Raw genomic sequence first — 14,809 nt, forward strand, 5'->3', positions numbered from 1 at the left:
AATGTTCGCGACGAAAATGCCGCGACTGCGACCTTTATGACACAGACAAAATCATAACGACATTGTCACGAAACTGACGCCGCAGCGTCGCGATAGTCACATTGCAGTGCAACATGCCAGCCCTAGAGCGCCCGCCAATCACATCCGATTGGGGGATTTCACCATGCGCCACGCACTCAGCCTGCTGCTCGCTTCGACCGCCTGCATCGCCGCACCCGCCTTTGCCCAGGACATGGCGCCCGCCGCCGATGCCGCGGCCGACGCGGACAGCGCCGGCATCATCGTCTTTGGCCGCGGCGAGACCCGCCAGGTCCAGGAAATCACCACCCGCGACCTCGTCACCCTGACGCCCGGCACCAATGCGCTCAAAGCCATCGAGAAGCTGCCCAGCGTCAATTTCCAGTCGTCCGATCCGTTCGGCAGCTATGAATGGTCGCAGCGCGTCAGCATCCGCAGCTTCAACCAGAACCAGCTTGGCTTCACCTTCGACGGCATTCCGCTGGGCGACATGAGCTATGGCAATCATAACGGCCTGCACATCACCCGCGCCATCAGCAGCGAGAATATCGGCACCGTCCGCGTGTCGCAGGGCTCGGGTTCGCTCGGCACCCAGTCGACCGGCAATCTGGGCGGCACGGTCGAGACCTTCTCGATGGATCCGGCCGATGCGCTGGGCGCACAGGGCAACCTCACCTATGGCAGCGACGAAACCTGGCGCGCCTTCGCCCGGCTGAACATGGGCAGTGCCGACGGCATTCGCGGCTATGTCTCCTACGCTTACGGCTCGACCGACAAGTGGAAGGGCCAGGGCACGCAGGACCAGCATATGGTCAATGCCAAGGTCGTGATCCCGGTCGGCGACGGCAAGCTGGATGGCTGGCTGAGCTATTCGGACCGCCGCGAGCAGGATTATCAGGACATGTCGATGGACATGATCAACCGCCTGGGCTGGAAATGGGACAATACGTCGCCCGACTATGCCCGCGCCGTGCTCTATGCCGACATCGGCAATAATCGCGGCGAGACCGGCGCGCCGGTCAGCAACGCCGCCGCTGGCACCGTCTATCCCGACAATGTGACGTCGGTCTGGGACGCCTATTATGACGCCGCCGGCCTGCGTGAGGACTGGCTGGGCTCGATCGGCTACAGCACGCCGCTGGGCGATCATGCCAATTTCAAGATCAAGGGCTATTATCACAATAATAGCGGCATGGGCCTGTGGGCGACCCCCTCGGTCCCCAGCCCCACCGGCGGTTCGCCGCTGTCGATCCGCACCACCGAATATGACATGGACCGGATCGGCGCGTTCGGCAGCGTCGATGCGACGATCGGCGTCCAGACGCTGGAAGCAGGCGCCTGGTACGAGAATAACAAGTTCAACCAGGCCCGCCGTTTCTATGCGTTCAAGAGCCGCACCGAAGCCGGCCTGTCGTTCCGCGACTATCCCAAGAACCCGTTCGCGACCCAGTGGGAGTTCGATTTCACCACCGACACGATCCAATATTATGTCCGCGACAAGATCGACCTGGGCATGCTGACGATCAACCTGGGCTGGAAGGGCTTCAAGGTCACCAACGAGGCCGAGGCGGTCGTGTCGAGCAGCTTCCCCGAGGGCAAGATCAAGGCCGAGGACTGGTTCCAGCCCCATGCCGGCTTCGCCGTCGAGCTGAGCCCCGAGGCGGAAATCTTCGGTGGCTTCACCCAGGTGACCAAGGCCTTTGCCAGCGCGACCACCACCGGCCCCTTCTCCACCAACCAGGCCGGCTTCGACCAGATCCGCGACGACCTGAAGCCGGAAAGCTCGGACACGTACGAGCTGGGCCTGCGCTACAATAGTTCGCGCTTCAACGGCACGCTGGGCGCCTATCTGGTCAATTTCCGCAACCGCCTGCTGGCGGTGCAGGTCGGCAGCCCGATCCTGGGTCTCGCCTCCGCGCTGCAGAATGTCGGCAATGTCCGCGCCGTCGGCATCGAGGCGGCGGGCGACCTGAAGCTGGGCCAGGGCTTTGGCCTCTATGCCAGCTACAGCTACACCGACGCCACCTATCGCGACGATGTGCTCAACAGCTCGGACGGCACACTGGTCGCCGCGATCAAGGGCAAGACCGTGGTCGACAGCCCCAAGCATATGCTGCGCGGCGAACTCAATTATGACCAGGGGCCGCTGTTCGGCCGGATCGGCGCCAACTATATGTCGAAGCGCTATTACAGCTACACCAACGATGCGTCGGTCGATGGCCGGGTGATCGTGGACGCCTCGATCGGCTATCGCATCACCGACCAGATCGAAGTGCAGCTCAACGCCAGCAACCTGTTCGACAAGAAATATATCAGCACGATCGGCTCTGGCGGCTTTGGCAATAGCGGCGACGCGCAGACGCTGCTGATCGGCGCGCCGCAGCAATTCTTCATCACCCTCAAGGCGGGTTTCTAAGATGAACAAGGCCGCGCTGCTTGCCTCCGCCCTGCTCGCCCTCGCGCCGCTCCCGGCGCTGGCCGAGCCGGTGCTGCTGATCTCGATCGACGGGCTGCGCCCCGGCGACGTGCTGGAGGCGGACAAGCGCGGCCTTGCCTTGCCCAATCTGCGCCGGTTCCTGACCGATGGCGCCCATGCCTCGGGCGTCACCGGCGTGCTGCCGACGCTGACCTATCCCAGCCACACCACGCTGATGACCGGCGTGTCGCCGGGCAAACATGGCATTGTCAGCAACAACAGCTTCGACCCGATGCAGATCAACCAGGGCGGCTGGTATTGGTATGCGCAGGATGTGAAGGTGCCGATGCTGTGGGATGCGGCCGCAAAAGCCGGGCTTTCCACCGGCAATATCCACTGGCCCGTCAGCGTCGCCGCGAGGGGCGTCCGCTGGAACCTGCCGCAAATCTGGCGCACCGGCCATGCCGACGACGCGCAACTGCTGGATGCGCTGGCGACGCCGGGCCTGAAAGCGGAGCTGGAACGGGCAGTCGGCCAGCCCTATGCCATGGGTATCGACGAGAGCCTGTCCGGTGACCAGAACAGGGGCCGCTTCGCCACCGCGCTGATCGCCGCGCACCAGCCTGATTTCCTGACCGTCTACCTGACCGCACTCGACCATGAACAGCACGGCAGCGGTCCCGACACGCCAGCCGCCAAGGCCGTGCTGGAAAAGATCGACGCGATCGTCGGCAACCTGATCGCGGCCGAGCGCAAGGCCCATCCCGACGCGCTGATCGCGCTGGTCAGCGACCATGGGTTCGAGGCGACGCACAGTGGCCTAAACCTGTTCCGCCCCTTCATCGACGCTGGCCTCATCACCCTCGGCGCGGACGGCAAGGTCGCATCCTGGCAGGCCATGCCCTGGATCGGCGGCGGATCGGCCGCGATCATGCTTGCCCGCCCCGATGACCAGATGCTGGCCGACAAGGTGAAGGGCCTGCTCGACAGGCTGGCCGCCAACCCCGCCAACGGCATCGACCGCATCGTCGGCCGGGCGGAGATGGCGAAGCTCGGCGGCAATGCGCAGGCCAGCTTCACGATCAACCTCAAGCCCGGCTTTGTCACCGACATCTTCCGCGGCGCCAATGCGCCGCTGGTCGCGCCGACGCCGGTCAAGGGCATGCACGGCTATTTCCCCGGCCCGGCCAATCTGCGCGCGACCTTCATGGCGATGGGACCGGGCGTGAAGCCGGGCAAGGATCTAGGCCTGATCGACATGCGCGCAATCGCGCCCACCCTGGCCAAGGCGATGGGCGCCAGCCTGCCCGACGCGGAGGCGGCGGCGATCGACCTGCGCTGATCCACCCGGCAACGGATCGTTTCCGGCTGCGACGATGGACTTCATTACCCCCGCGACATAATTTTGCGCCCAATCCAACAGGGTCATTTTCGGGGTAGTCCATATGCCGCAGCGTTACAGCCTGGCCGCCATCATCTTGCACTGGGCGATCGCCGCCCTGCTCGCCTTTCAGATCGCCGTCGGCTGGGCGCTGGGCAGTTTGGGCGCGCGCGGCTTTGCGCTGTTCCAGTTGCACAAGTCGATCGGCATCACCGTGCTGCTGCTGACCCTGCTGCGCATTGGCGTGCGCTGGTGGAAGCCGCGCCCGGCCAAGCTGGAAGGCGGCTGGCAGGGCGCGCTGGCCTCCGGCGTCCATGTCGGCCTCTATGCCTTCATGCTGGGGGCGCCGCTGACCGGCTGGGCGCTGGTCTCGACCGCCAAGGTCAAGGTGCCGACGCTGTTCTTCGGCGTCATTCCCCTGCCCCATCTGCCGCTGCCGATGGCGAGCCATGGCCTGGCCGAAGGCGGCCACAGCCTGCTCGCCTGGATCGGCATCGCGCTGGTCGCGCTGCATGTCGCGGGCGCGCTGCGCCATCATGTGATGATGCGCGACGGGCTGATCTGGCGGATGGTGCCGGGCCGTTCGACCGCCTTGCTGCTGGGATTGCCCGCGCTGATCCTCGTCGGCTTCCTGCTGGGCCGGGCGATCCTGCCGGGTGCAGTGCCTGAAGCGCCCGCTGCCCCCGCCGCCAATGCGGTCGAGGCGCCGGTCGAAGACAATGCCGTCGAAGCCGCCGGCAATGCGAGCGACAATGCCGCCGCTCCGGCTGCGAACGAGACCGCAGCCGTCGCCGAGGAACCCGCCGGCCCGCCGCCCGCCTGGGCCGTGCAACCCGGCGGCAAGATCGGCTTTGCGGTCGGCAACAGCGGCGAGACGATCAGCGGCAGTTTCTCGAAATGGACCGCGAAGATCGTGATGGACCCCGACCATCCCGAAAGCGCCGACATCAAGGTGACGATCGACATGGCATCGGCCAGCGTTGGCGACGCCTATAAGGACGGCATGCTGCCGGGCGACGAATTCTTTGGCAGCGCCGCCCACCCGACCGCGACCTTCGTCGCCAAGGGTGCGGAGAAGACCGGCGCCAACGCCTATCGCGCCCATGGCACGCTGACGCTGAAGGGCGTGGCCAAGCCGCAGGCGATCCGCTTCACCCTGTCGGGCAGCGGCACAAGCCGCAAGGTCAGCGGATCGGCCAGCGTCGCCCGCCTGCCCTTTGGCGTGGGCAATGGCGACAGCAGCACCGGTCTTGATCCCAAAGTATCGGTGACCTTCAGCTTTGACGCCAAGGCGCAATAAGGCCATGCGACGCATGGATTAACGTAACGGTTTCTGCCAAGAAGCGGACATGGAACGACAGAGCCGGCATCGCCGAACGCAGATTGAGGATGGGGTGTTCGTCGCCCTGGTGGTGCTGGTTTCCATCGCCTTCGCGCTGGTGGTCGAGCCCTTCTTCGGGGCGATCCTCTGGGGCGTGATCGTCGCCATCCTGTTCATCCCGGTGAACCAGGGACTGCTCAAGCTGATCCCCGGCCATCGCAACAGCGCCGCGCTGCTGACGCTGTTGCTGATCATCGCCATCGTCATCGTGCCGGCCATCATCCTGTCGATCGCGCTGGTGCAGGAAGCGACCGCGCTCTACGCCCAGATCAATGTGGGGAAGATCAACATTCCCCACATGTTCGCACAGTTCCAGGCGGCGCTGCCGGATTGGGCGTCGATCGGCCTGCGGCGGCTGGGCATATCCAATTTCGCGGCGGTCCAGCGGCTGCTGACCGATGGCCTGACCGCCAGTTTCCGCACCGTCGCGGCGCAAGCCTTCCTGATCGGCCAGAGCGCCTTCAGCTTCCTCATCGCGCTGACGGTGATGCTCTATCTCACCTTCTTCCTGCTGCGCGACGGGCTCGACCTGACGCGCAAGCTGGACCGGGCCGCGCCGCTGCGGGTGCTGCATCGCCGCGCGCTGATGCGGCAATTCGTCATCGTCATCCGCGCCACCATCAAGGGCAGCATCGTCGTCGCCATCCTGCAGGGGCTGATTGGCGGGCTGGTGTTCGGCGCACTGGGCATTTCCGGCGCGCTGCTGTGGGGCGTGATGATGGGCTTCTTCTCGCTGCTGCCGGCCGTCGGCACCGGCCTCATCTGGGCGCCAGTGGCGATCTATCTGCTGGCGACCGGCGCGATCTGGAAGGGGCTGATCCTCATCTTCTGCGGCATGTTCGTGATCGGCATGGTCGACAATCTGCTGCGCCCGATCCTGGTCGGCCGCGACACCCGCATCCCCGACTATGTCGTGCTGATCACCACGCTCGGCGGGCTGCAACTGTTCGGCTTCAACGGCATCGTCATCGGCCCGGTGATCGCCGCCCTGTTCATCGCCACCTGGCAGATCGTGATCCGCACCCGCTCCAACGAAGCGGGCGCGCCACCGCTCACCTTCTAGACCCTGATCGTCTGAGGTGGAAGCGCTCCGCGCTTTCACCGATGGCGTGAATCAGGGTCTAAAGCCGAAGAATCAGCCTGCCTCGAGCGCCGCGCCGGCCTCCATCCAGACTTCCTCGGCCGCTTCCAGCTTCTTTTCCACCGCGGCGCGCTTCACCATCAGTTCGCTGGTGGTCATCTTCGCCTCGGCCCCGGTTGCGCTCTTGGGATCGGACAGTATGGCGTCGATCCGCGTACGCTCGGCGATCAGGGTGGACATCTCGCGCTCGGCCTTGTTGACGGCGTTCTTGAGCGTCTTCTGCTTCTCGCGCCATTCGGCAGCGGCCTTCTTGTCGGCCTTGCGATCGACCTTGGGCGCGTCACCGCCGGACGGATTGCCGTCTGCCTTGCGCAGGATGATGTCGGTATAGTCATCCAGGCTGCCGTCAAACGGCTGGGCCGTGCCATTGTCGACCAGCACCAGCCGGTCGGCGACCAGTTCGATCATGTGACGGTCGTGCGAGACGATCACCACCGCGCCCGAATATTCGTTGAGCGCCTGCACCAGCGCCTCGCGGCTGTCGACGTCCAGATGGTTGGTCGGTTCGTCGAGGATCAGCAGGTGCGGCGCATCGCGGGTGATGAGCGCCAGCGCCAGACGCGCGCGCTCGCCGCCCGACATGGATCCGACCTTCTGCGTCGCGCGCTCGCCCGAGAAACCGAAGCGGCCAAGCTGGGCGCGGACCGCGCCGGGCGTCGCCCCCTTCATGACGCGGGTCATATGCTCCAGCGGCGTGTCGGTGACGTCCAGTTCCTCCACCTGATATTGAGTGAAGTAACCGACATTCATCTTGGCCGAGCTGTTGATGGCGCCTTCCATCGGCGCCAGTTGTGCCGCGATCAGGCGGGCCAGCGTGGTCTTGCCGTTGCCGTTGCGGCCTAGCAGCGCCAGACGATCATCGGGATCGATGCGCAGATTGACGCGGCGCAGGATCGGCGTGTCGTCATAGCCGACCGAGGCCATGTCCATGGTGATGAGCGGCGGGCGCAGTTCGGCGGGGCTGGGGAAACCGAAATGCAGGCTGGGGTCTTCGATCGCAGCGGCAATGGGCTGCATCTTGGCCAGCGCCTTGGCGCGCGACTGGGCCTGCTTCGCGGTCGAGGCGCGGGCCGAATTGCGGGCGACATAATCCTGCAGCTTCTCGCGCTCGGCCTGCTGCTTGGCGCGTGCCGCCTCCTGCTGGGCCAGCCGTTCGGCGCGCTGGCGCTCGAACGCGTCGTAGCCGCCGGGATAAAGGGTCACCTTCCCGCCTTCGAGATGCAGGATATAGTCGACCACATTGTTGAGCAGATCGCGCTCATGGCTGATGATGACCACGGTGCCGCGATAGGCCTTGAGGAAATTCTCCAGCCAGAGGGTCGCTTCGAGATCGAGATGGTTCGACGGTTCGTCGAGCAGCAGCAGGTCCGGGTTGGAGAAGAGCAGCGCCGCCAAGGCAACGCGCATCTTCCAGCCGCCCGAATAGCTGTCGAGCGGGCGGCCCTGCATTTCCTCATCAAAGCCCAGGCCAACGAGGATGCGGGCTGCGCGCGCGGGCGCGGTATAGGCATCGATCGTGGTCAGCCGTTCATAGATATGGCCAAGCCGATCGGGATCTTCGGTATGCTCCGCCTCCGCCATCAGTTCGGCGCGTTCCTTGTCGGCGGCGAGCACGGTGTCGAACGGGGTCGCGGTGCCCGAGGGGGCTTCCTGGGCGATATAGCCGAGGCGGGTGTCGCGCGGCATGTCGCAACTGCCCTCGTCCGGGTCGAGCTGGCCGATCATCACCTTCATCAGGGTCGACTTGCCCGCGCCGTTGCGGCCGATGAGGCCGACGCGGCTGCGCGGCGGCAGTGCGGCGCCGGCGCGGTCGAGGATGGTGCGGCCGCCCAGGCGCACGGTGATACCGTTCAAGTTAAGCATGGCCGCGCCTGTAGCAGAGCTGCGGCGGGGGGTGAAGCGGCTTGGCGCGCTTGCGAAAGCTGCAAAATATATAGTGTCGCAGAGGACGCATTTACGCCGCTGCCGGTCCGCGGTCACGACTTCGCAATAGGAGATTTTTGCGAAGTCGCGCGATCGACGCGCGGAAAATGGGGTGGACCAAAGTCCACCCCGCAGGGGTCAGAGGCCGTCGACGGCCTTGCTGACGAGGATATTGACCGCGACGCGGCGATTCTGCGCCTTGCCCTCGATCGTGTCGTTGCTGGCCACCGGATCGGCCTCGGCCATGCCGGTGGGGGTCAGCATGCGATAGGGCTTCCAGCCGCAGGCCTGCTGCAGATAATTGACCACGCGCGAGGCACGCTTTTCGCTGAGTTCCTGATTCAGCTCTTCGCCACCGGTGGAGTCGGTATAGCCCACGACCAGCAGCAGCGCGTTGCTCATGCCATTGGCCGAGGTCGCCGCAGCGCAGAGATCATTCTTTGCCTGATCCGACAGCACCGCCTTGCCGGTGTCGAAATTGACGTTGGTCGTGCCCTTCACATTATACTGGTCGATCTCGCCCATGCGGCCACGCAGCGCCTCGGTCGCGGCGGTCTGTTCGTCGAACCGCTGGGCGGTGCCGTTATTGATCATCGACGCGGTCTTGAGATCCTTGTTCTGCAGGGCGATCTTGCTGGCAAGCAGCCCTTCGCCGGCCTGCAGGGTCTTCACCGTCACCGGCAGACCGTTCAGCAGCGATGTCGCAGCCAGATGGTCGCGGCCAAGGCCGAACAGCCCCTTGCTGGCGCTGATCTTGGTATCGTCATTGATGGTGATGACGCTCTTGCTGCCGTCGGCGGCGGTCACCTGCATCCGGTCGCCGCTGCGCGCGGAGATGATGCCCTTGATCTCGGGCCCCTCCGTCAGTTCGGCGGCCGGCATGGCGACGCTGGCCGACACATCGGCCGGCGGCGCGTCCTGGGCCTGGTCCTGCGCCACGACAGCGGCCGGGGCGGCCCCGGCCAGCAGGGCAAGCATCACAAGATATTTTTGGTTTTTGGACATGATAGGCATCACGCTGCTCCTTCACTTCTCGATCGGTCGGGCCTGCAGCATTGCAGCTTGTCGTCCGACGGCGGCCGCCTGGTGGCGTTTCCGGCCGTCAGAACCCCCTTCTTCTGACCTTCATAAATTTTGACGTCTTGGCGCCGTGGGATGCGCCAGACACATTGCCTGTTCGTGTCCGGCTTTCTGCTGCATGAACAGCCCGTGTTCCGGCCGTGTTGCGCAGGCCAGATGAGTGGATGATGCGACGAAACGAAGGCGGAGACGGAAAGTGTTAACGCGATCCACTTGAGTCAGAACAGCTATAGATTTCCATCACACTTCGCGATGAAGACCCCTCTTGTTGTGAAACAAAAATCAGCGTCCGCGTGGAACAAGTTCCGAATTTCTATTTTTGCGCTTTCATAACATTGACTTGAAACATTATTTGACGATCCGGTTTGCGTGCGCGCGCGGAAGCAGGCCGATGGACGCCTCGACCGGCCGCCGCCACACCGCGCATCACCCGCCGGTCGACGGCGGGATCTGTGGCAATATGGTCACAGAGGGAAATATTCGCATATTTTGCGCAAAATAGCATTGCGACGCATTCGCATTATTGTTGCGATCGCCTCGCAATACCGCTTAGGACGACGCCCAATTTCCTACCAGAAAACAGGGGTCTTCATGCTGTCCAAATATCACTGGCTTGCCGGCGTCGCACTATGCGTCGTCGCCCTTCCCGCCGCCGCCCAGACCAGCGCCGCACCGGCCGATGAGAATCGCGACGACCAGATCGTCGTCACCGGCACCTATACCCTGCCCGACAAGATCGACACCGCGACCGGCCTGGGCCTGACGGTCCAGGAAACGCCGCAGTCGGTCAGCATCATGACCGCGCAGCGCATCCTCGACCAGAATCTGATCAGCGTGAAGGATGTCATCACCAATGCGGTGGGCGTATCCGCCAACGAAGTCGATGACGTGCGCAACAGCTTCTACGCGCGCGGCTTCGAAATCCGCAACACCCAGGTCGACGGCGTGCCCGCGGCCTGGACGCTGGCCGGTGGCAATGGCGAGACCAGCATCGACGTCTCCATTTATGAACGGATCGAGGTCGTGCGCGGCGCAACCGGCCTGCTGTCGGGCGCGGGCGATCCGTCCGCGTCGGTCAACCTGGTGCGCAAACATGCCGACGCCACCGACCTGACCGGCTATGTCAATGCCAGCGTCGGCAGCTGGAACACCTGGCGCCTGTCGGCCGACATTGGCGGCGCGCTGACCGCCGATGGCCGCATCCGCGCCCGGCTGGTCGGTCGCTATGAAAAGGGCGACTATTTCATCGACATCCAGGACCGCAAGAAGTGGGTCCTCTATGGCGTGGTCGAGGCCGACGTCACCGATAGCACGCTGGTCCGCGTCGGCATGAGCCACCAGGACAGCAAGCCCAAGGGCGCGACCTGGGGGGCGCTGCCCACCTTCTACACCGACGGCACGCTGACCGACCTGCCCCGGTCGCAGACCACGGCGGCGGACTGGACCTACTGGAACACCACCAACCAGAATATCTATGCCACGGTGCGCCAGGAATTTGGCGATCGCTGGAACCTGACCGCCAATTACAACCGGCTCAAGACCACCGGCGATACGCAGCTCCTGTATCTCTATGGCGGCGTCGACAAGGCGACCGGCACGATGGACGGCACCAACCCCTACAAGTCCAAGGGCGAAAGCATCCAGAACAGCATCGACGCCCAGTTGAAGGGCCAGGTGGCGCTGTTTGGCCGCGATCATGAGGTCGTGCTGGGCGCGCTGCACAGCGTGCTGAAGCGGCACACCGACAATTATGTGGCGCCCTCGCCCTGGCTGACGGACGTGCCGGTGCTCGGCCAGGAAGGCGTGCCCTATCCCGAGCCGGTCTGGGGCACCGACGCGGTGCGCAACGAACAGGAACGGATCGAGCAGACCGGCTATTATGGCGCGTTCCGCCTGAACGTGGCCGATCCGTTCAAGGTCATCCTGGGCGGCCGTATCGCCAGTTGGAACCAGCGCGGCTTCGCCTGGAGCGGGCCGAGCGACTATGGCGACGACAATGTGTTCATCCCCTATGTCGGCACGCTGTACGACATCACGTCGAACCATCGCGTCTATGCCAGCTATACCAAGATCTTCCAGCCGCAGAACCTGTATGACCGCGAACAGCGCCTGCTCGATCCGCTGAACGGCGCCGCCTATGAAATCGGCCTGAAGAGCAGCTTCTTCGGCGATGCGCTGCAGACCTCTATCGCGCTGTTCCGCATCGAGCAGGATAATGTCGGCGAGATGGACGGCCCGGAAATCATCCTGAACGGCCAGACCTTCCAGCCCTATCGCGCGGTCGAGGGTGTCACCAGCAAGGGCTTCGAACTGGAAGCCACCGGCCAGCCGCTGCCGGGCTGGAACGTCAATGCCAGCTACAGCCAGTTCAAGATCGAGGATCCGGACGGCAATGACGTGAACACCGCGCAGCCGCGCAAGCTGCTCAAGATCTTCACCACCTATGACCTGCCCGGCGTGCTGACCGGCCTGACCATCGGTGGCGGCGTCAATTATCGCAGCAAGGCCTATTCGGACGGCACCATCCCCGGCACCACGCCGGCCGTGCCCTTCCGCTTCCAGCAGGACGGCTATACTCTGGTCAGCCTGATGGCGCGCTATGCCGTGACCGAGCAGCTGCAGCTCCAGGCCAATGTCGAAAATCTGTTCGACAAGAAATATTACAGCCAGGCCGGCTCGTTCAGCCAATATCGCTACGGCGCCCCGCGCAATTTCACGATCAGCGCGAACTACAAGTTCTGATGCTGGAAGGGCGCCGTGGGAGACCAGGGCGCCCTTTTTGTTGGGGGTAGATGGATGCTGACGCGGGTTCAGCTTGCGGAACGACGCAACGCTATTCTGGAGCAGCTAAGCGCCAGACTGTTTTCCAGTCCTTCATACCCCCTTCTCCGCGCCCTTCGCGGCTCCGCGTGATTCATTATTCGCGCGGAGCCGCGAAGAGCGCGGAGGAGAAAGAAGGAGGGGCGGATTTGGGTGGGAACAAGACATAGCCCCTCCCTTCCAGGGAGGGGTTGGGGTGGGTGGCGAGCGTAGCGAGCTTCTGCCCTATCGACCGTAGACCGCCGCTACGCGGCGCACCCACCCCCGGCCCCTCCCTGGAAGGGAGGGGAGTAGGAAACGTCCGCTTCAGATCGCTCCCGCCAATCCGATCCGAAGAACCCGGCGACGCCGTGCGCCGCCGGGTTGCTCATTTTCAGAAGCGGTCCGCGTTCATGACCTTGGTCCAGGCGGCGGCGAAGTCGGTGACGAACTTCTCCTTTGCGTCGTCCTCGGCATAGACTTCGGCGACGGCGCGCAGTTCGGAATTGGAGCCGAAGATCAGGTCGACCGGGGTGGCCGTCCACTTTGCCGCGCCGCTGGCCCGGTCCTTGCCGTCATAAAGGCCCGGCGTCGCCGACTTGCTCCACACCGTGTCCATCGTCAGCAGGTTGATGAAGAAATCGTTGCTGAGCGTGCCCGGACGGGTGGTCAGCACGCCGTTCTTGGACCCGCCGCTATTGGCACCCAGCGCACGCATGCCGCCGACCAGCACCGTCATTTCCGGCACGGTAAGGTCGAGCGCATCGGCCTTGTCGACCAGCGCGTCGGCCGGGCTGACCTCCGCCCTGGGGCCATACCAGTTGCGGAAGCCGTCCGCCTTGGGCTCCAGATAGGCGAAGGATGAGACATCGGTCTGCGCCTGCGCTGCGTCGACCCGGCCGGGCGTGAACGGCACGGTGATGTTGTAGCCGCCCTTCTGCGCCGCCTGCTCGACCGCGGCGTTACCGCCAAGCACGATGAGGTCGGCCATCGACACCTGATTGCCGGATTTCGCGAATTCCTTCTGAATCGCGGTCAGCTTCGTCAGCACCTTGCTGAGTTCCGCCGGGTCATTGACCGCCCAGCCTCGCTGCGGGTCGAGCCGCAGGCGCGCGCCATTGGCGCCGCCGCGCATGTCGGTGCTGCGGAAGGTCGCGGCCGAGGCCCAGGCGGTGCGCACCAGTTCCGGCCCGGTGAGGCCCGACGCCAGCACGGCGGCCTTCAGCTTGGCCTGATCGGCGGCGCTGACGGGGGCGAAGCTCGCCTTGGGCAGCGGATCCTGCCAGCTATAGGTTTCGGACGGGATGTCCTTGCCGAGATAGCGGGCCTGCGGCCCCAGATCGCGATGGGTCAGCTTGAACCAGGCGCGGGCGAAGGCCTTGCTGAACAGCTCGGGATCCTTCTGCCAGCTTTCCAGCACCTTGTGGAAACCGGGATCTTCCTTGAGCGCGATGTCGGTGGTGAACATGATCGGCGCGTGCCGCTTGTCCTTCACATGCGCGTCAGGGACCATGTTGGCGGTGGCGGGATCGGTCGGGATCCACTGGGTCGCGCCGGCCGGGCTCTTGGTCTTCACCCAGTCGAAGTTCAGCAGATTGTCGATATATTGGGTGGTGAACTGGGTCGGCGTGGCCGACCAGGCGCCTTCCAGGCCCGAGGTCAGCGTATCTTCCGCATTGCCCTTGCCGCACTTGTTCTTCCAGCCGAAGCCCTGATCCTCGATGCCGGCGGCAGCGGGTTCCGCGCCCAGGCATTCCTCGGGCTTCTTGGCGCCATGCGCCTTGCCGAAGGTGTGGCCGCCCGCGATCAGCGCCAGCGTCTCCTCGTCATCCATCGCCATATTGCCGAAGGCGCGGCGGATGTCTGCGGCGGCGCCCTTGGGATCATGATTGGCGCCGGGGCCTTCGGGGTTCACATAGATGAGGCCCATGGTGGTCGCGGCGAGCGAACGCTTGAGCGAGCCGTCGGGATTGGAGCGCTCGGTGCCCATCATCTTGGTTTCCGGGCCCCAATAGACGACGTCCGGCTGCCAGGCATCGATCCGGCCGCCAGCAAAGCCCACGGTCTTGAAGCCCATATCCTCCAGCGCGACATTGCCGCTGAGGACCATCAGGTCGCCCCAGCTGAGCTTCCGGCCATATTTCTGCTTGATCGGCCAGACCAGGCGGCGGGCCTTGTCGAGGCTGACATTGTCGGGCCAACTGTTGAGCGGATCGAAGCGCTGTTCGCCGCCATCCGAGCCGCCGCGGCCATCACCGACGCGATAGGTGCCGGCGCTGTGCCAGGCCATGCGGATGAAGAAGGGGCCATAATGGCCATAGTCCGCCGGCCACCAGGGCTGCGACGTGGTCAGCACCTTGCGGATGTCGGCCTTGACCGCTTCCAGGTCGAGGCTGTTGAATTCCTTCACATAGTCATAGTCGGCGCCATAGGGATTGGCGCGGGTCGCCTCATGCTGGCGCAGCGCGGTGAGGTCGAGGCGATTGGGCCACCAGTCCTTGTTGGTCATGCCGCCGGGCTTTTCGGTGACGGCGGGCGCGGCAGCGGCGGGCTTGGTCTCGGCGGCGAGCGCCGGGCTGGCGAGCAGCGCGCACGCCAAAGCGAATGTGGAAATGCGGGTCGTGGACATGTTTCTCTCCCCTGTCCTGTTCTGCCTGTTCAAGGCGGGAA

The 14,809-nt window shown here is 64.6% G+C and carries 8 protein-coding genes; 5 read left to right on the forward strand and 3 right to left on the reverse strand.

Translation table 11 applies throughout. The annotated features are described in order from the left end of the window. Positions 1 to 163: 163 nt before the first annotated feature. The 4 genes from BRX37_RS04200 (at position 164) to BRX37_RS04215 (ending at position 6,259) form a co-directional block, all read left to right on the forward strand. A complete protein-coding gene (locus tag BRX37_RS04200) occupies positions 164 to 2,434 on the forward strand; it encodes a TonB-dependent receptor (RefSeq protein ID WP_125985649.1) in 2,271 nt (756 codons plus the stop codon). Position 2,435: 1 nt separating this feature from the next. Then, positions 2,436 to 3,776: an alkaline phosphatase family protein gene (locus tag BRX37_RS04205; RefSeq protein ID WP_125985650.1), complete on the forward strand. Its 1,341-nt coding sequence runs from the start codon at positions 2,436 to 2,438 to the stop codon at positions 3,774 to 3,776. Between the two features lie 103 nt (positions 3,777 to 3,879). Continuing rightward, positions 3,880 to 5,115, forward strand: coding sequence for a YceI family protein (locus BRX37_RS04210; protein ID WP_125985651.1), 1,236 nt, complete (start codon positions 3,880 to 3,882; stop codon positions 5,113 to 5,115). Positions 5,116 to 5,164: 49 nt separating this feature from the next. Continuing rightward, a complete protein-coding gene (locus BRX37_RS04215; RefSeq protein ID WP_125985652.1) occupies positions 5,165 to 6,259 on the forward strand; it encodes an AI-2E family transporter in 1,095 nt (364 codons plus the stop codon). A gap of 72 nt (positions 6,260 to 6,331) precedes the next feature. Here the strand turns inward: BRX37_RS04215 and BRX37_RS04220 are convergent, their stop codons facing one another. Both BRX37_RS04220 and BRX37_RS04225 read right to left on the reverse strand, forming a co-directional pair. Continuing rightward, positions 6,332 to 8,200 (reverse strand): ABC-F family ATP-binding cassette domain-containing protein, encoded by a 1,869-nt coding sequence (locus tag BRX37_RS04220; protein WP_125985653.1) that lies wholly within the window; start codon positions 8,198 to 8,200, stop codon positions 6,332 to 6,334. Positions 8,201 to 8,398: 198 nt separating this feature from the next. Beyond that, a complete protein-coding gene (locus BRX37_RS04225; protein ID WP_026109112.1) occupies positions 8,399 to 9,274 on the reverse strand; it encodes an OmpA family protein in 876 nt (291 codons plus the stop codon). A gap of 657 nt (positions 9,275 to 9,931) precedes the next feature. On the opposite strand from BRX37_RS04225, the gene BRX37_RS04230 reads away from it, so the two are divergent. Continuing rightward, positions 9,932 to 12,082, forward strand: coding sequence for a TonB-dependent siderophore receptor (locus BRX37_RS04230; protein ID WP_125985654.1), 2,151 nt, complete (start codon positions 9,932 to 9,934; stop codon positions 12,080 to 12,082). 451 nt (positions 12,083 to 12,533) lie between these two features. Here BRX37_RS04230 and katG read toward each other — a convergent pair whose 3' ends face one another. Beyond that, positions 12,534 to 14,768 carry a catalase/peroxidase HPI gene (katG, locus tag BRX37_RS04235; RefSeq protein ID WP_125985655.1) on the reverse strand — a complete coding sequence of 745 codons (2,235 nt, stop codon included), beginning with the start codon at positions 14,766 to 14,768 and terminating at the stop codon, positions 12,534 to 12,536. Positions 14,769 to 14,809: the final 41 nt, after the last annotated feature.

The organism is Sphingomonas sp. S-NIH.Pt3_0716 (assembly GCF_003950715.1).
In the GTDB taxonomy this organism is placed as follows: Bacteria; Pseudomonadota; Alphaproteobacteria; order Sphingomonadales; family Sphingomonadaceae; genus Sphingobium; species Sphingobium yanoikuyae_A.